Origin of the sequence: Tardiphaga sp., assembly GCF_028290495.1 — a bacterium.
Taxonomy (GTDB): Bacteria; Pseudomonadota; Alphaproteobacteria; order Rhizobiales; family Xanthobacteraceae; genus Tardiphaga.
The window spans coordinates 1-15,811 of sequence record NZ_JAQGJT010000058.1; the positions used below are offsets into that span (position 1 = coordinate 1).

Genomic DNA, 15,811 nt, shown 5'->3' on the forward strand with positions numbered 1-15,811 from the left:
CAGGAGGAAGGCGCCGCGCGCGACTTCGCCGTGATGACAACGAAATTTTCCGGCGAGAACGGCCGCGTCAAGAAGCTTCACTGTGTGCGCGTGGACAACAAAATGAAGGCCATTCCCGGAAGCGAGTTCGAGCTGGACGCCGATCTCGTCCTGCTGGCCATGGGTTTCGTGTCTCCGGTGCAGGACGGCATGGTCAAGGCACTTGGCCTTGCCCTCGACGAGCGCGGCAACGTGAAGGCGGATACCACCAGCTATCGGACTTCATTGGACAAGGTTTTTGCCGCCGGCGATATGCGCCGCGGTCAGTCGCTGGTGGTCTGGGCAATCCGCGAAGGCCGCCTCTGCGCCCGCTCGATCGACCAGGCGCTGATGGGAACCACCACACTGCCGAGGTAACTCCGCTGCCTCTTGTACCTCCCCTGCTTTTTGCGATGGGGTCGCGCGGGCGAATTCGCCCGCGCCAGGGTACCGGCCGGAAGCCGGTCGGGTGGCGACTGCCCATCACATGTGGACAACTACATTTCACGCGCGGGTGATCACAGAAAAGCAGGATTGCGCGGCACATGATGCTGCGAGCATCTCCTGTCATTCCCCACGCGAAGGCTTCCCTTGTTTCTCACGTCGATCACCGGCCGCGCCGGCTGCCTCGTCATGGCTTCGTCCATGATTCTCATCGCAGTAACACCCGCGTCTGCGATGCCGTCGCGCGTCGCGATCAGCGCCGGCTCGTTCTTCGCCGCCGCCACGCAATGCGAAACCGCCGACAAGATTACACCGGGCCAGACCGAAGCGTTGCGCAAGGCGCTGGATCCCTACCTCAGCCCCGCCGACCGCCGCAGCATCAATTCCGGCTACGCCCGCGGCCTGAAGGATTCCAGGCTCTACGTCGTCGAACTCAAGCGATGGGAACCCTTCACGCCGGACTCCACCAGTTGCTACCGCGTGCAGGGCGTACTCGACGACTACAAGGCCCACCTCGATCCGCAGTGATGTCTCGCAGCGCGCGGTGCAAGGCTGCCTCCCGTAGCGGTCGCTGGCATCGCATCGCGGCGGCGGCTAAGCGTACGCCATGAAAATCTTTGCCTCGATCCTGTGTTTGCTCGCTTTCGCCACGCCCTCGCTTGCCTCTGATGCGCGCTTCATCGCCAGCCTCGGCAAGCTCGATCCGAAGACCCGGCTGGAGCAGATTTGCGATTACGAGGCAATGAAGCGGATCGGCGATGGCGCCAACGGGTTCCATCCCGACCGCGCCAAATCCAACGTCGTGTCGGCGCCGCAGCACCTCGGCGATACGCTGGTCGCCAAGGGCGCGGCGTTTCGCAGTGGTGGCAAGTGGATCCAGGTAGCCTTCACCTGCAAGGCCTCGCCGGACCGTACAAGGGTGCTGTCGTTCAGCTCGAAAGTCGGGGCGCCTATACCGCAGGAGAAATGGCCGGCCTACGGGCTCTGGAAATAGCCGCCGCACGCCTCCGAATTTAACCCTGTCGGCGGATACCGCCGTCAAGGCTTGACGAACCCGGCCGGCGGCGCTTGATGACGGTAGGCTGCCCGCTTGCGGCCCGAATCCGGTGATATCCGGGTTCGGAACTCTCTTTCCGGTTGCGGTCGAGGCGCATGGCACAGAAGCCGAAAATGACCTGGTTGTCGCGCCGCGGCGCGCTGCTCGCCGTGGCGGGAACCATGCTGTTCGGCATCATTGCGCCTGCCTCGGCGCAGTTGTTCGATTTCGGCCGATTTTCGCCGCCGCCGCAGCGCCAGCAGCAACCTCAGCCGCGCGAGCGCGGCTTCGGCTGGTTCAGCAATGAAAGCCCGTTCTTCGCCCCGTTCCAGCAGCAGGCGCCAAAGCGCCAGGCGCCGCGCGAAGACTTTTCCCGCGCGCCCGCTTCCGAGCGGCGTGATACCATCCCGGAGCGCAACGTGCTGGTGCTCGGCGACTCGATGGCCGACTGGCTCGGCTACGGCCTCGACGACGCCTATTCCGAACAGCCCGACATGGGCGTGATCCGCAAGCACAAGACCGTCTCCGGCCTGTTGCGCTACCAGCCGAAGGGCGATCCGGCCGATTGGGCCGCCGCCGCCAAGGCCATTCTCGCCACCGAGAAGCCTGACGCTATCGTGGTGATGCTCGGCCTCAACGACCGTATCGCTATCCGCGAGCCGGATAAGGCCGACAAGAAAGGCAGGCTGCGCCCCGACGGCACCAGCGAGCCATCCAACCCCGGCGACGATGCCGACAGCAGCCAGGACATCGCTGATCCCGGCGCGATCGTCCCGCCGGAGAAGACCACACGCCCCACCAGCGGCGGCGTGGTTGATTTCCGCGATGACCGCTGGGGCGAGCTCTACACCAGGAAGATCGAGGAGATGATCGCGGTCGTGAAGGCGCGCGGCGTGCCGGTGCTGTGGGTCGGGCTGCCCGCGGTGCGCGGCACCAAGGCGACCGCCGACATGCTGTACCTCAACAACCTGTACCGCGACGCCGCCGGCAAGGCCGGGATCACCTATGTCGATGTCTGGGACGGCTTCGTCGATGAAGGCGGCCGCTTCCTGCAGCAGGGCCCGGATTTCGAAGGTCAGATCCGCCGGCTGCGCGCCTACGATGGCGTCTATTTCACCCGCGCCGGCGCACGCAAGCTGGCTCACTATGTCGAGCGCGAGATCACCCGGCTGATGGCGTCGCGCTCCGGCCCGGTAGCGCTGCCGAGCGAGCCCGCGACCCCCGACGCCAATGCGGTGCCCGGCGCACCGCCGCCGCGGCCGCTGGCCGGCCCCATCGTACCGCTGGTGGCCTCCGTGGTCGGCACCGACCAATTGCTGGGCGGCCCCGGCGTGCGGCCGGTCGCGGTCGATGCGCTGACGTCGCGCACGCTGGTACGAGGCGAAGCTCTGGCCGCCCCCGCCGGGCGCGCCGACGACTTTGCCTGGCCGCGCCGCGAAGTCGGCCGCGAACAGGCCCGCGGCGAGCCACCGGTCGCAGCCGTAACCCCAGGCACGCCCGGCACCGCCGCGATGCACGCCCCAGAGGGCATCATCCCGGTGATGACGCCGCCTGCTCCGCCGAAGCCAAAGCGGCCGAAGCCGGTGGTCGCCACGGAAGCGCCGGCTCCCTCAGGCTTTGGCGGCCTGTTCGGCTTCGACGAACCGCGCCGGCAGCCCGCGCCGCCACCGCAGCGCCCACGCCCCGGTCCGCGGCCGCCGGCCAATGTCGGCCCGTCCGCCTCGGCGCCCGGCTTCTTCACCCGGTAGAGCCTCCCGAACGCAAACATCCCCCAACCCTTTCGGGATGGAGGATGCCCGGTGGATCCGATGCGGGTCAGCTGAAGTTTAGTAGCCCCAGCGGTTCGGGCGGCGCGGCGCCGGGCGCGTCAGCAGCATCGCGAGCGCGAAGCCGATGCCACCGGCGACCAGCAGCGCGCCGAGCGGATTGTCGCGCACCTGCTTCGTCACCGCCTGGGTACCATCACGATAGATGTCGCTGTCGACGGCGTCCCTGGCGTAGTTGGCCGCGGCGTCGGACGCATCGCGCACGGCATCCTTGGCCTGGCCATAGAGATTCTGCACGGTGCCGGCAGCCTCGCGGGCGCGGCCCGACGCCTCGGTCTGCGCATCGCCAGTCACATTGCCGACCACGCTCTCAACCTTACCTGCGGCATCCTTGGCGGCGCCGGCAAAACGGTCCTTGTCCATGATCTCGTTACTCCATGAGAGAATTCTCAGGCAGAGTAACCGCCGAGGCCTCGCGGGGTTCCGCGACGCCGCCATACAATGCGTTCCTTGTTGCGTCCATTGACAGCCCGCCAGCGGGAACGCCACACCCCGCACCGAGCCCGCGCCCATTTTGGAGACCTCCATGTCCAGCAAGCATACGCCGTCACGTCGCCATGTCCTGCAATCCGTAGCTGCCGTTTCGGCCGTGGCGGCCTCGCCGATCCGCATCAGCGCGGCGGCCGACAGCGACGTCACCGGGCGGCTGGCACGCTACATGGTTTCGGCGCGCGACACGGCGCTTCCCGGCAACGTGATGATAGAAGCCAAGAACCGCATCCTCGACACGTTCGGAGCCATGATCTCCGGCGCCCGAATGGACCCCGGCATCGCCGCGGTGAAGTACATCAAGACACTCGGCGGCACCGAACAGTCCTCGGTGATCGGCGACAGCTTCCGCACCACGGCGGTGAACGCGGCGCTCGTCAACGCGATGTGCGCGCATGCCGACGAGACCGACGATTTCGAGCCGGTCACCAAGGCGCATCCCGGCAGTTCCGTGGTGCCGGCCGCTCTGGCGATGGGCGAAAAGGAAGGTCGCTCCGGCCTCGAATTCATCCGCGCGGTGACGCTCGGCTATGACCTGAGCTGTCGCCTGCTGATGGCACTGGGCCCGGATCTGGTGCGCGGCAGCCACCGCAGCGCAGAAGGCACCAGTTCGACCTTCGGCGCGCTCGGCTCCGCGGCGTCGCTGGCGCGGCTCGATGAAAAAGGCATGCGCTTTGCCATTTCCTATTCCGCGCAGCAGGTCGGCGGCCTGTGGAGCTGGGTGAAGGACGAAGACCACATCGAGAAGTCGTTCGACTTCGCCGGCATGGGCGCGCGCAACGGCGTGCAGGCGGTCACAATGGTGCAGGCCGGGCTGACCGGCGTGTTCGACGTGCTCGATGGCACCCACAACCTGTTCATCGCGCTGTCCACCAAGCCGCAGCCGGAAGAGATGCTGGCCGGACTCGGAGCCAAGTTCTACGTCACCGAGACCGCGATCAAGACCTTCTCCGTCGGCTATCCGATCCAGTCGCCGCTCGACGCCATGCTGACGCTGCGCAAGCAATACGGGCTGACGCCGGCCAATGTGAAGAGCGTGCTGGTCAAGCTGCCGACCGACGCCATCGGCATTGTCGCGACCAGCGCGATGGCCGACGTCAACTGTCCGCACCTGGTGTCGCTCGCGCTGCTGAAGGGCGCGGTGTCGTTCATCGACAGCCACGACCAGTCGCTGATGAAGGACCCGGTGCTGATGGAGATGCGCAGCCGTATCACGGTGCAGCCGGAAGCCAGCCTGATGGACCCCACCGCACCGCGCGGCGCCATCGTTCAGGTCACCATGATCGACGGGAAGATGGTCGAGCACTTCACCAAATTCCCGCCCGGCACCAAGGAAAACCCGCTCAGCGTTGAAGCCGTCAGCAGCAAGACCCGCGACCTGATCGCGCCGGTGCTCGGCAAGGAGAAATCGGAGAGGCTGATCGAAGCGATCAACAACCTCGAAACGCTGCCCGACGTGCGCGCGCTGCGGCCTTTCATGACGGTGTGAGCCGGGCTGTCATCGTCATCGCTGGCTTTTCCCTGCGGCGCTCGTCACGCCGCGGGGGGACTGCCGCAGCCGTCCTATCGCATCGATACGGTGCTGGTCGATCCGCTGAAGGACCTGCCGGACCACAAAGGCGAAGAAGATGCGCGGAGATCACTGCCGTCGCTGAACCTGCTGCGCGGTCTGGCGCTCGGCCTGCCGAGCGGGCAGGCCGTCGCACGACGCCTGAACATCACGCCTCTGACAGACGAAGAACTGTGGACCGACGAGGGAAATCTGGAAGACGCAAACCTGGACGCGCGCCGCGCCCTGTTCGAGGCACACAAGCAGGACCTGCACAACAATGCCCCGCTCTGGTACTACATCCTTCGCGAGGCCGAACTGGCGGATCAGCGCGAGACCAACGTCGATGGCGAGAAGCGGATGCTCGGCGGACACCATCCCGGTGAGGTCGGTGGACGTATCGTGGCCGAAGTGCTGATGGCGGCGGATAACCAGTCCTATCTGGTGCAGTATCCGGCATGGACGCCGACGCTCAGGATCACACCGGACGCCAGCGCACCGACCGACGACACGCCCGAGATCGGCGCCGCCCTGACGCTCTCGGATATCGTGCGCTTCGTCGATCAGGCGGCCTGAGCGCCACCCCGGTGAGGACCGTTGCGGCCCTCACCGCCCTCTCAACCGCTCCAGCACTTCCGACGAGGCAAAGCCGTCGGCCGGAGCGCCGATCGAAGCCTGCCAGGCGCGCAGCGCTTCCCTTGTCTGGCCGCCGAACTGGCCGTCGGGCGTGCCCTTGTAGAAGCCGCGCTGCACCAGCAGTTGCTGCAGTTCGAGCCGTTCGGCGCGCGACAGCACGCGCTCCTGGCGCGGCCAGGGCTGCACGAAGGGCGGCCCGCCGCGCAGACGGTCGGCAAAGTGGCCGATCGCCAGCGCATAGGCCTCGGCCGGATTGTACTTCATGATGACACGAAAATTCTGCTGCATCAGGAAGCCGGGCCCGCCGGCGCCGGCGGGTGCCAGCAAATACGCTTTCTCGGACGGACGCGGAAACGGCTGGCCATTGGCGCGTTTCAATCCCAGTTGCTCCCATTGCGAAAGCGTCATCGCTTTCGCCTTGTCGGCCAGCATGTAGTTGAAGCCGGGCGGCAGCACGATTTCGTAGCCCCAGCTCTGCCCGCTCTGCCAGCCGTCTTTTTTCAGGTTGTTGGCCGTGGAAAAAATCAGGTCGGTCGGGTTGTCGACCACGTCGCGGCGTCCGTCGCCGTCACCGTCCACCGCGAAGCGCTTGAAGGCTGTCGGCATGAACTGGGTCGGCCCGAACGCGCCGGCCCACGAGCCGCGCAGCTGCTCCGGCCGCAGGTCGCCGCGGTGCAGGATCTCCAGTGCCACCAGGAATTCATCCTTGAAGTAACCCTGGCGGCGGCCGACGCAGGCCAGCGTCGCCGTGGAGCGCAGAACGCTGCGGTCGCCCATCTGTGTCGAGTAGTTCGATTCGATGCCCCAGATCGAGGCGATGATGTAGCGGTCGACGCCGTACGCCTTCTCCGCCGCATCGAAGATGGTCTTGTACTGCGCCAGCACCTCGCGCCCCCTGGCCATCCTGGTGTCGTTGACGAGGATGTCGAGATAGTCCCACAGCGCCTTGGTGAATTCCGGCTGCGAATCCATCAGATCCATGATGCGCAGGTCCGGCGTCAGCCCCTCGGTGAAGCGCTGGAAGCTTTCCTGCGAGATGCCGCGACGTGCGGCATCGGGCCACAGGCCGGCGACGCAGTTGTCGAAATTGTTGGCGGCGTCGCGGATTGCCTGCGCGGTCATCAAGGGATGGCCGGAGGCCCCATCCTCGCCGCTCCACGGCTGCACCGCGCCGGGCGCGGCTTGCTGCGGCGCGGGGGACTGCGTGCCGCCCTTGAAAATGTCGAACAGGCCGAAAGGGCTTCCTTGCGCCTGCGCTGCAGCGGGCAGCATCAGCAGCGCGCCGAACAGCACAGCGGTTCGTGCCAGCCTTCGCGACCGCCCGGCTGACCCCATGCTCGCCAATCGAATCATTCTCATCTCAGAATCCAGCCATGACATTCGGGCGACAGCAGGCCCCGGTCGTGGTTTCCATCGGCTTAATGCCGCGCGCTTCCGTTCCGCCGCGCGAAAAGGTTAACCGCACGAGCCCACCGGAGCACCACAGATTAGCCGTTGTTCCCGGTTGCAAATGGAACCTCGGCAGGCAATCTACGTTGGCCTGCGCGCCCGGTTTCCCTTCACGCTCCATGCAAAGCCCCCCCTGATGAAAATTCGTAAAGCCGTCTTCCCGGTCGCTGGTCTTGGCACGCGCGTTCTGCCCGCCACCAAGGCGATGCCGAAGGAAATGCTGACCATCGTCGACCGGCCGCTGATCCAGTACGTTGTCGACGAGGCCCGCGAGGCCGGCATCGAGCATTTCATCTTCGTCACCGGCCGCAACAAGGGTGTGATCGAGGATCATTTCGACCACATGTTCGAGCTCGACGAGAGCCTGAAGAGCCGCAACAAGACCAAAGAACTCGCCGAGCTGGCGCGATTCCAGCCGGAAGCCGGCGAGATGAGCTTCACCCGCCAGCAGGCGCCGCTCGGCCTCGGCCATGCCGTCTGGTGCGCGCGCGACATCGTCGGCAACGAGCCGTTCGCGGTCGTGCTGCCCGACGAACTGGTCCTCAACAGCCCCGGCTGCCTCAAGCAGATGGTCGATATCGCCAATGAACTCGGCGAGAAATCGAACCTGGTCGCGGTCGAGGAAGTGCCGATGGCGCTGACGCACCAATACGGCATCTGCGGCGTCGGCGAACGCCATGCCTCACGCCCCAATGCCTTCACCATCGACGGCATGGTCGAGAAACCTCCGCAGGGTACCTCGCCGTCCAACCTGTCGATCACCGGGCGCTACATCCTGCAGCCGGAAATCTTCAAGATCCTGGAGACCCAGGAGCGCGGCGCCGGCGGCGAGATCCAGCTCACCGACGGCATGATCAAGCTGGCCAGGAGCCAGACCTTCTACGGCGTCGAATTCGAGGGCGAGCGCCACGATTGCGGCTCCAAGCCGGGGTTCCTGCGCGCCAACATCGCCTTCGCCATGCAGCGCCCCGACCTCAGCGAAGGCCTGCGCGCCGAAATGAAGCGCTATCTGGGCATGACCAACTAAGTCATTCCGGGGCGTGAGCGGCCAGCCGCGAGCGAACCCGGAATGACCGAAGATCAGGCCGCCATCATCAGATGCGACGGCGTGGCAACGACCGACTGGTTGCGGCCGGCAGCTTTGGCGGCGTAGAGCGCCTTGTCGGCCGCCTTCACCAACTCGCTGTAGTCCATCGTCACCAGCGGGTTCATGCTGGCGACGCCAATGCTGATGGTCAGCGCGCCCGGCTCCGCCGGCAACTGGGCCACACGCAACCGGATCCGCTCGGCGACGACGAGCGCCTCCTCCGCGGAAATCCCCGGCAGCAACACGGCGAATTCCTCGCCGCCATAACGCGCCGCGCAATCGCCGGCGCGGGTCACCGACCTGCGAATGCAATGGGCGATCGCGATCAGCGCGTGGTCGCCGGGCTGGTGGCCGAACGTGTCGTTGAACAGCTTGAAGTGATCAGCGTCGATCAACAGCATCGCCAGCGGGTGAGATTGCCGGATCGCGCGGCGCCATTCGCTATCGATCGCGGCATCGAACTTGCGACGGTTGCGCAGGCCGGTGAGCGCATCGGTGGTGGCGAGTTCTTCCAGCCGGCCCTCCGCGCGGGCGCGGCGATCGATCTCACGCGCCGAAAACAGCGTTACCACGGTGACAAATCCGATCAGCCCCGCCATGATGATGCCGATCCGCAGCGCCTGCTGCTGCCATACCTGGTAGATGCCCTCCCACGGCTTGGCGACGATCACAATCAGTGGCCGACCGCTGTCGCGCCAGACATAAAGGCGTTTTACCTTGTCGATCGCCCCGGTGCCGGAATAAGAGCCGCTGGCCCTCGCCAGTATCTGCATCACGCCAGGCGTCTTGCTGATGTCGCGGCCGATGACATCGAGATCGAACGGCGTGCGCATAATGACCACGCCGTCGCGGCGGATCACGGTGATGGTGTCGTCGGGGTTCAGCCGCAGCCGCCCGAACAGGTCGTGGAAATAGGAAAACCGGATCGAGCCCGCCACCACGCCGGCAAAATTGCCCTCGCTGTCGGTGATCCGGCGGCTCAGCACGACCACATAGGCGCCCTGGTGCAGCATTGGCCGGCTGATGAACAGCCCGCGCTCGCCGTCGTCGCGATGCACCTTGAAGAACCCCTCGTCGGCGCTGTTCTGCGCGACGGGCGTCAACGAGGTGGATTCGATGGTGAGATTGCCCTGCGCATCGAACACCTGGATGGCGCCAAAATGCGTCGCCGTGGCAGCATTGTCGAACAGGATCATTTGCCGGATTTGGCCGCTGAGCTGGCTCAGTTCGGGCAGCATCATGCCCGACACCACCGCGCGCAGCGACAGGTCGTAAATCTCGACGGTGCGGCCGATATCGGCATCGATGGTGGTGGCGAGGTTCTCGCTGGTCTGCCGCGCCAGAGCCTCTTCGCCGCGGCGCATATCGAGCATCACGGAAATGCACACCGCGGAGAAGCCGAAGATCGCGATCAACGACGACAAAATCAGCATCTTGGCGGACGCCGGCCAGCGCCTCATCCTGTTCATCGTCATCAGCACTTGCATCGCGCCCTCCTGTCAGAAAAGCATCACACGCCAGAGCTTGCCTCGCACTTAACTACCGGGCGGACTTCGTCACGCCGTTAACGAACGGTTGCCTACACGGGATAAACAGCGGGAAAAGGTGCGTTGGTATGGTGGGGGTTTGGCGGGAGCGGCCCGGCACCACGCTGGCCTCCCGCGTCCCATGCTTGTATGACGGTCGCACCACCCCGACCCGAGGATCTGCCGTGCCCGATTACGACCTGCTGCGCGAACACCTGAGCCAACAGACGCTGGACGAATTCGTGCTCAGCATGGAGGCGATCGAGACCATCCTCGACGACGCCCTGCCGCGCGCCTCGCACCGCGCCTCGTGGTGGGAAACCGAGCGCGCCCCCGAGGAAAAAATGCCGCAGCGCGAAGCCTGCATCGCCGCCGGCTATATCGCCACGCGCCTGCCCGACGGATCAGGCGTGCGGTTTCGCAAGAAGACCGCGAAATTCATCCGGAAGTGGAACTGAGCCTCGAATTGTTACCTTTGCAGCCGCACGCCCAGCATCACCACGGTTGATGCCGTGCTGGCGCCCGCGATGTTGGAGTCGAGGGTATCGCGGCGGACCTGCGCCTTGAGCTGGATCTCGCGGTTAAGCTTGAACACCAGATCGCCCTGCAGCGAGTACAGCCTGTCGTAGCGGATATTCTCCTGGTATTCCTGCGTGCCGTAGGTGAAGCGGCCGACGGCGGTGAGCCAGCGGCGGAAATCGTGACTGACCTCGCCCGTATAGGTGCGCGTCAGCACGCCGGGCACGCCGGGAATCGTGGTCTCGTCGATCGAGGTGGTGGAGAAGAACTTCGCCGTGGTCAGCGGCGTCGCCGCCCACACCAACGAGGCCGACGTTAGCAGGCCCTTGAGATTCTCCAGCCGCGGATCGGTATAGGTGCGCGCAGCATAGCCGATCGAGACCTCGCCGGTGATCAGCCGGGTGAATTCGAAGGTGGTGCCGGCCTTGATGTAGCCACCGTTGGAATCCCGGAGATAGCCGAAGCGGTCGGCCGGCACGTCATGGACGCGGGTGTCGCCCTGGATCTCGGCGAACGGCCGCAGCCCCGGCAACACCTCGAAGCCAACACGGCCGACGCCGCCATACTGGATGTAGTCGCGGTCGTTGTTGGTGGTGGTCACGCCGTTGGTGAGTTCGGAATCCTGATACTTGATACGGTCGATCAGCCCATCGAGCTTGACCTGCAAGCGGTTGAAATCCTGCTCGACGCCGAGCGTACCGCCGACGCCGGTGAACAGCGGAAACTTGGTCAGGCCGGCCTGGACGTTCGGACTGCCGGGATTATCGGCGCCGACGCGCAGCCGCACCTCCGAATTGATCCTGGTGTCGCGGCTGACATCGATGCGGCCGTCGATCTTGCCGGTGAAGTCGATGCGGTCGACATTGACCGGCGACGGCGAGATCTGCGACGGCGCTGCCGGGAACGTCTGATCATAGCCGGTGAACGAACCGCGCAGGTCGACGATCACCGAATGCCGGCTCCAGTTGGAGGCCGCCAGCACTTCGGGCGCGATCTTGTAGAACGCCGAACCTTTCGGCTGGATCAGGCGCGCCGGGTTGTTGTCGTAGCCGCCATAGAGTTCGACGGCCGACTTCACCAGGAAGCTGCCGATATAGACGCCGGTCGGGCCAAACGGATCGTCGTCAGGCCGCAGCCGCTTGCGCGACGGCTGGCCGGGCACGAGGCCGGCCATCGAGGCCGAGATCTTCGGCTTGTTGTTGCGCTGGTCGAACGGGGCCGTCAGCGGCGGCGCGGGATAGACCGTCGGCAGGCTGCCGGGACCGGGCGACGGCTTCGGCTTGCGCTGGCCGGGATAGTATTTGACCTGCTTGCGGCGACGGTTCACCGAATCGAAGCCGGTATTAGACGTGCCCGCCCCCGGCGGCACGCTGTAGATCACCGAGCGGCCGATTCGCGACGGCGCGATCGTGCCGGTCTCCAGCGTTCGGTCATTGTTGTTAGGCGCGTCCGAGGTACGGCGCAGCGGCAGGTTCTGCGGCGCGACGAAGCCGCCGGGTACCGGCGCCAGCAGATCGGAGGTCAGCGCCTGGCTGAAGGCAGGCCAAGGCAGCAGTAGCGGCGCCAGCGCGACCAGCCATAGGCCGGCCGTCAGCGCGCCAACAGCTTTCGCGCGGTTCCGGCGGCCCAAAGCGGGACCTCTGTTCACAATCCACAAACCCCAACAAAACCATCGATTTAGCCGGCCCACTCGGAACAGGTGGAGGACGGCCGGTATGGTTAAGGGAGTTAAAACGGATATGGTTAATGTCGGGTTGAGATCGCCATCACGCGGGTTTCGCCAGCACCCTGCAGCCGTGCTAGAGTGAGGGCGAGATTGACCACCGGGATTCCAGACTTATGGCACTGTCCACCAAGGCGACCGCACCGATGACCGAGCAGGCGAACCAGGCGATCGCCTCGGCGCTGCGGACCCTGGAGGCCGAAGCCGGCGGCGTCACCGCGCTCGCCGCCGCCCTGCAATCCGACGCGCTCGGCGCTGCCTTCACCGCAGCCGCGGAGCTGATCCGCAACGCCCGCGGCCGGCTGATCATCACCGGGTTAGGCAAGTCCGGCCATATCGGCCGCAAGATCGCCGCGACCTTTGCCTCCACCGGCACCCCCGCCTTCTTCGTCCACGCCGCCGAAGCCAGCCACGGCGATCTCGGCATGATCACCGCCGACGACATCATCATGGCGCTGTCGTGGTCCGGCGAGCAGCCGGAGATGAAGAACCTTGTCACCTACGCCAAGCGCTTCAAGATCGGCATCATCGCGATGACCTCGGATGCCGGCTCGACGCTGGCGCAGGCCGCCGATATCGCGCTGACACTGCCGAAGGCGCGCGAGGCCTGCCCGCACAATCTGGCGCCGACCACGTCCTCGCTGATGCTGCTGGCGATGGGAGACGCGCTGTCAATCGCGCTGCTGGAAGGCCGCGGCTTTACGTCCGTCGACTTCTCCGTGCTGCACCCCGGCGGCAAGCTCGGCGCGATGCTGAAATATACCCGCGACCTGATGCATGCCGGCGACGCGGTGCCACTGAAGCCCTTGGGCACCAAGATGTCGGACGCGCTGGTGGAAATGTCCTCGAAGGGCTTTGGCTGCGTCGGCATCATTGACGGCAACGGCCATGTCGTCGGCATCGTCACCGATGGCGACCTGCGACGCCACATGCGGCCCGACCTGATGACAGTCAGCGTTGACGAGGTGATGACCAAGAACCCCAAGACCATCAGCCGCGACCTGCTCGCCGGCGAAGCGCTGGAAATGCTGAACTCGGCGAAGATCACCGCGCTGCTGGTGACGGACAGCCGCAAGCCGATCGGCATCGTGCATCTGCACGACCTGCTGCGCGCAGGCGTGGCGTAAGGCTCAGGCTGTCATTCCGGGGCGCGAGGGCAACGCCCGAGCGAACCCGGAATCCCGAGATGGGACGATGAACATGCCGAGGTTCCGGGTTCGCTCGCCGCTGATGCGCTCGCGCCCCGGAACGACAGTTTAGATTGCCGCCACCGTCAGGCTCGCGCCATCCGCGCGCACGATCTTCACCTTCGCGCCCGCCGGCGTATCCGGCCCGGCCACGCGCCACACCGTGTCGTCGATCCGCACGATGCCCGCGCCATCGACGATCGGCTTTTCCAGCGTGCAGATACGCCCGACCAGCGCATCGGAGCGCTTGTTGAGGAACGGGTTCGGATTGTCGTCGGGCCGCTGCCGCGCGATGCGCCGCCACAGCGGCACCGCGGCGGCGGCAAACAACGCGAACAGCAGCAGTTGCACCTGCCAAGGCAGCACCACCACGAAGGCCAGCACGCCGACCAGGAACGCGGCGAGCCCGAGCCAGAACAGGAAGACCCCGGGCGCCAGCAGTTCCAGCCCCATCAGCAGCACACCGACGATCAGCCAGTTCCAGCTGCCCAGCGTGACGAACATTTCGGCCATCGCTTTTCCCTCAGCTTCGCGGCGCGGGAGGCGGCGTCGCGCCGGTGGACGGCACCGAGCCGCGCCGCGCGGCCACCGTAGCCGACGCCGCGCTCTCGCCAAAGGTCGCCTTGGCGATCTCGCCGATGCCAGCCAGCGAACCCAGCACGCCCATCGCCTCGATCGGCAGCATGATGATCTTCTGGTTCGGCGAATCCGCGAGCTGCCCGAATGCCTTGATGTACTTGTCGGCAATAAAATAATTCAGCGCGGCGACGTCGCCCTGGGCGATGGCTTCAGAGACCATCTGCGTCGCCTTGGCCTCGGCTTCGGCGGAACGCTCGCGCGCCTCGGCGTCGCGGAACGCGGCTTCCTTGCGGCCTTCGGCCTGCAGGATCTGGCCTTGCTTGGCGCCCTCAGCGCGCAGGATTTCCGATTGCCGCTGGCCTTCGGCCTGCAGAATGTCGGCGCGCTTGACGCGCTCGGCCTTCATCTGGCGGCCCATCGCCTCGACGAGGTCGGCGGGCGGCACGATGTCCTTGATCTCGATGCGGTTGACCTTGAGGCCCCATGGCGAGACCGCGGCGTCGACCACGCGCAGCAGGCGCTCGTTGATCTCGTCGCGGTGCGACAGCACCTGGTCGAGGTCCATCGCGCCCATCACCGAGCGGATGTTGGTCATGGTCAGCACGATGATCGCCTGATTGAGATTGGATACCTCATAGCTTGCCTTCGGCGCGTCGAACACCTGGAAGAACGCGACGCCGTCCACGGTCACGGTGGCGTTGTCCCTGGTGATCACTTCCTGCTCGGGAATGCTGATCACCTGCTCCATCATGTTCATCTTGCGGCCGACGCGATCGAAATAGGGAACGATGATGTTCAGCCCCGGCGACAGCGTGCGGGTGTATTTGCCGAACCGCTCGATGGTCCAGTCAAAACCCTGCGGCACCGTCTTGACGCCGGCAAACAGCGTCACAATAACCAGCAGCACCAATGCAATGGCGAAAATGTCAAAACCACTCATAAATCCTCCAAGGCGAGAACCCAGACGTTCCCGCGGCGTTTCCCCGCCACCCGTTATGCAACGAATGCCGTTTCCTTTTGTCTGCCGATCGGCAGCGCCGGTTCAGCCGGCGGTTGTTGTTCCTATAGCTAAGGGAGGGTTTGCCGGCCACCAGATGCAACTCAGGCTGAACACCGGCCAAGTGCCTCGTTTCGTTCACGAAGCAGCCTACTTCACTTAATCGTCAAATCCAGCGGTTAAATCCAGCCTTCTCAGATCCAGCCTTGCAGCTCGCGCAGCACCAGCTGGCGGATCACGTCCATGCCGGGGTCGCTGTCGTTCAGGCAGGGAATCGCGGCGAATTGCTCGCCGCCATTGTGCTTGAAGATCTCGGCATTTTCCTGCGCGATTTCTTCCAGCGTTTCCAGGCAATCGGCGGAGAAGCCGGGGGTGACGACGGCGATGCGGCGCACGCCGTCTTTCGCCAGCTGTTCGATGGTCTTGTCGGTGTAGGGCTGCAGCCACGCGTCGAAGCCGAAGCGCGACTGGAATGTCAGGATCAGTTTCGGCGCGTCGAGACCCATGCGCTTGCGCAACGCGTCTGTGGTGGCGATGCATTGCGCCTGATAGGGGTCGCCCTTGTCGACGTATTTCTGCGGCATGCCGTGGAAGGAGGCCACGATCAGCTCGGGCTGAAACGGCAGGGTTTTGAGATGGCCGTTGATCGAGACCGCCAGCGCCTCGATATAATCCGGATCGTCGTAATAGGGCGGCGTCACCCGCAAGGTCGGCTGCGCGCGCATTTCGCCGAGCACGCGAAACAC

General features: G+C 65.4%; 16 protein-coding genes. 9 read left to right on the forward strand and 7 right to left on the reverse strand.

The features are described from left to right. The 4 genes from JWQ24_RS11135 to JWQ24_RS11150 all read left to right on the forward strand — a co-directional run. Window positions 1-396: FAD-dependent oxidoreductase (locus JWQ24_RS11135; RefSeq protein WP_299807591.1), on the forward strand; the 396-nt coding region annotated here is incomplete at its 5' end. Window positions 397-663: 267 nt separating this feature from the next. Beyond that, window positions 664-990 (forward strand): hypothetical protein, encoded by a 327-nt coding sequence (locus JWQ24_RS11140; protein WP_299807593.1) that lies wholly within the window; start codon window positions 664-666, stop codon window positions 988-990. Window positions 991-1,069: 79 nt separating this feature from the next. Then, window positions 1,070-1,456, forward strand: a complete 387-nt coding sequence (locus JWQ24_RS11145; RefSeq protein WP_299807595.1) for a DUF930 domain-containing protein — start codon at window positions 1,070-1,072, stop codon at window positions 1,454-1,456. Between the two features lie 158 nt (window positions 1,457-1,614). After that, on the forward strand, window positions 1,615-3,246 hold the full coding sequence (locus JWQ24_RS11150) for an SGNH family hydrolase (RefSeq protein ID WP_299807596.1): 1,632 nt from the start codon (window positions 1,615-1,617) through the stop codon (window positions 3,244-3,246). Between the two features lie 78 nt (window positions 3,247-3,324). Here the strand turns inward: JWQ24_RS11150 and JWQ24_RS11155 are convergent, their stop codons facing one another. After that, complete coding sequence (locus JWQ24_RS11155) at window positions 3,325-3,687, reverse strand: CsbD family protein (protein ID WP_299807598.1); 363 nt, start codon at window positions 3,685-3,687, stop codon at window positions 3,325-3,327. A 163-nt stretch (window positions 3,688-3,850) separates the two neighbouring features. Here JWQ24_RS11155 and JWQ24_RS11160 point away from each other — a divergent pair, with 163 nt between their 5' ends. Both JWQ24_RS11160 and JWQ24_RS11165 read left to right on the forward strand, forming a co-directional pair. Continuing rightward, window positions 3,851-5,302, forward strand: coding sequence for an MmgE/PrpD family protein (locus JWQ24_RS11160; RefSeq protein ID WP_299807600.1), 1,452 nt, complete (start codon window positions 3,851-3,853; stop codon window positions 5,300-5,302). A 90-nt stretch (window positions 5,303-5,392) separates the two neighbouring features. Further along, window positions 5,393-5,938 carry a hypothetical protein gene (locus JWQ24_RS11165; protein WP_299807602.1) on the forward strand — a complete coding sequence of 182 codons (546 nt, stop codon included), beginning with the start codon at window positions 5,393-5,395 and terminating at the stop codon, window positions 5,936-5,938. A 30-nt stretch (window positions 5,939-5,968) separates the two neighbouring features. On the opposite strand, the gene JWQ24_RS11170 is transcribed toward JWQ24_RS11165, so the two are convergent. Further along, window positions 5,969-7,270, reverse strand: a complete 1,302-nt coding sequence (locus JWQ24_RS11170) for a lytic murein transglycosylase (protein ID WP_299807617.1) — start codon at window positions 7,268-7,270, stop codon at window positions 5,969-5,971. Between the two features lie 313 nt (window positions 7,271-7,583). Here JWQ24_RS11170 and JWQ24_RS11175 point away from each other — a divergent pair, with 313 nt between their 5' ends. Then, window positions 7,584-8,474, forward strand: coding sequence for a UTP--glucose-1-phosphate uridylyltransferase (locus JWQ24_RS11175; protein ID WP_299807604.1), 891 nt, complete (start codon window positions 7,584-7,586; stop codon window positions 8,472-8,474). 53 nt (window positions 8,475-8,527) lie between these two features. Here the strand turns inward: JWQ24_RS11175 and JWQ24_RS11180 are convergent, their stop codons facing one another. After that, entirely contained in the window at window positions 8,528-10,021 is a 1,494-nt protein-coding gene (locus JWQ24_RS11180; RefSeq protein WP_299807606.1) for a sensor domain-containing diguanylate cyclase, read from the reverse strand. 224 nt (window positions 10,022-10,245) lie between these two features. Here JWQ24_RS11180 and JWQ24_RS11185 point away from each other — a divergent pair, with 224 nt between their 5' ends. Next, window positions 10,246-10,518, forward strand: a complete 273-nt coding sequence (locus tag JWQ24_RS11185; RefSeq protein WP_299807607.1) for a hypothetical protein — start codon at window positions 10,246-10,248, stop codon at window positions 10,516-10,518. 11 nt (window positions 10,519-10,529) lie between these two features. Here the strand turns inward: JWQ24_RS11185 and JWQ24_RS11190 are convergent, their stop codons facing one another. After that, complete coding sequence (locus JWQ24_RS11190; RefSeq protein ID WP_299807608.1) at window positions 10,530-12,209, reverse strand: outer membrane beta-barrel protein; 1,680 nt, start codon at window positions 12,207-12,209, stop codon at window positions 10,530-10,532. A gap of 209 nt (window positions 12,210-12,418) precedes the next feature. Here JWQ24_RS11190 and JWQ24_RS11195 point away from each other — a divergent pair, with 209 nt between their 5' ends. Beyond that, window positions 12,419-13,429, forward strand: a complete 1,011-nt coding sequence (locus JWQ24_RS11195; RefSeq protein WP_299807610.1) for a KpsF/GutQ family sugar-phosphate isomerase — start codon at window positions 12,419-12,421, stop codon at window positions 13,427-13,429. 129 nt (window positions 13,430-13,558) lie between these two features. On the opposite strand, the gene JWQ24_RS11200 is transcribed toward JWQ24_RS11195, so the two are convergent. The 3 genes from JWQ24_RS11200 to hemH form a co-directional block, all read right to left on the reverse strand. Next, window positions 13,559-14,002, reverse strand: a complete 444-nt coding sequence (locus JWQ24_RS11200; protein ID WP_299807612.1) for an NfeD family protein — start codon at window positions 14,000-14,002, stop codon at window positions 13,559-13,561. Between the two features lie 10 nt (window positions 14,003-14,012). Next, window positions 14,013-15,008, reverse strand: coding sequence for an SPFH domain-containing protein (locus JWQ24_RS11205; protein WP_299807614.1), 996 nt, complete (start codon window positions 15,006-15,008; stop codon window positions 14,013-14,015). A gap of 251 nt (window positions 15,009-15,259) precedes the next feature. Further along, window positions 15,260-15,811, reverse strand: a 552-nt coding sequence (hemH, locus tag JWQ24_RS11210) for a ferrochelatase (RefSeq protein ID WP_299807616.1), incomplete at its 5' end; no start/stop codon positions are given.

Excerpts from the sequence above, each read along its gene's own strand:
- JWQ24_RS11160 (WP_299807600.1), top strand. The coding sequence starts at position 3,851 with ATGTCCAGCAAGCATACGCCGTCACGTCGCCATGTCCTGCAATCCGTA.
- JWQ24_RS11180 (WP_299807606.1), bottom strand. The coding sequence starts at position 10,021 with ATGCAAGTGCTGATGACGATGAACAGGATGAGGCGCTGGCCGGCGTCC.
- JWQ24_RS11150 (WP_299807596.1), top strand. The coding sequence starts at position 1,615 with ATGGCACAGAAGCCGAAAATGACCTGGTTGTCGCGCCGCGGCGCGCTG.
- JWQ24_RS11155 (WP_299807598.1), bottom strand. The coding sequence starts at position 3,687 with ATGGACAAGGACCGTTTTGCCGGCGCCGCCAAGGATGCCGCAGGTAAG.
- JWQ24_RS11205 (WP_299807614.1), bottom strand. The coding sequence starts at position 15,008 with ATGAGTGGTTTTGACATTTTCGCCATTGCATTGGTGCTGCTGGTTATT.
- JWQ24_RS11145 (WP_299807595.1), top strand. The coding sequence starts at position 1,070 with ATGAAAATCTTTGCCTCGATCCTGTGTTTGCTCGCTTTCGCCACGCCC.
- JWQ24_RS11140 (WP_299807593.1), top strand. The coding sequence starts at position 664 with ATGATTCTCATCGCAGTAACACCCGCGTCTGCGATGCCGTCGCGCGTC.
- JWQ24_RS11170 (WP_299807617.1), bottom strand. The coding sequence starts at position 7,270 with ATGCTGCCCGCTGCAGCGCAGGCGCAAGGAAGCCCTTTCGGCCTGTTC.
- JWQ24_RS11200 (WP_299807612.1), bottom strand. The coding sequence starts at position 14,002 with ATGGCCGAAATGTTCGTCACGCTGGGCAGCTGGAACTGGCTGATCGTC.
- JWQ24_RS11175 (WP_299807604.1), top strand. The coding sequence starts at position 7,584 with ATGAAAATTCGTAAAGCCGTCTTCCCGGTCGCTGGTCTTGGCACGCGC.
- JWQ24_RS11195 (WP_299807610.1), top strand. The coding sequence starts at position 12,419 with ATGGCACTGTCCACCAAGGCGACCGCACCGATGACCGAGCAGGCGAAC.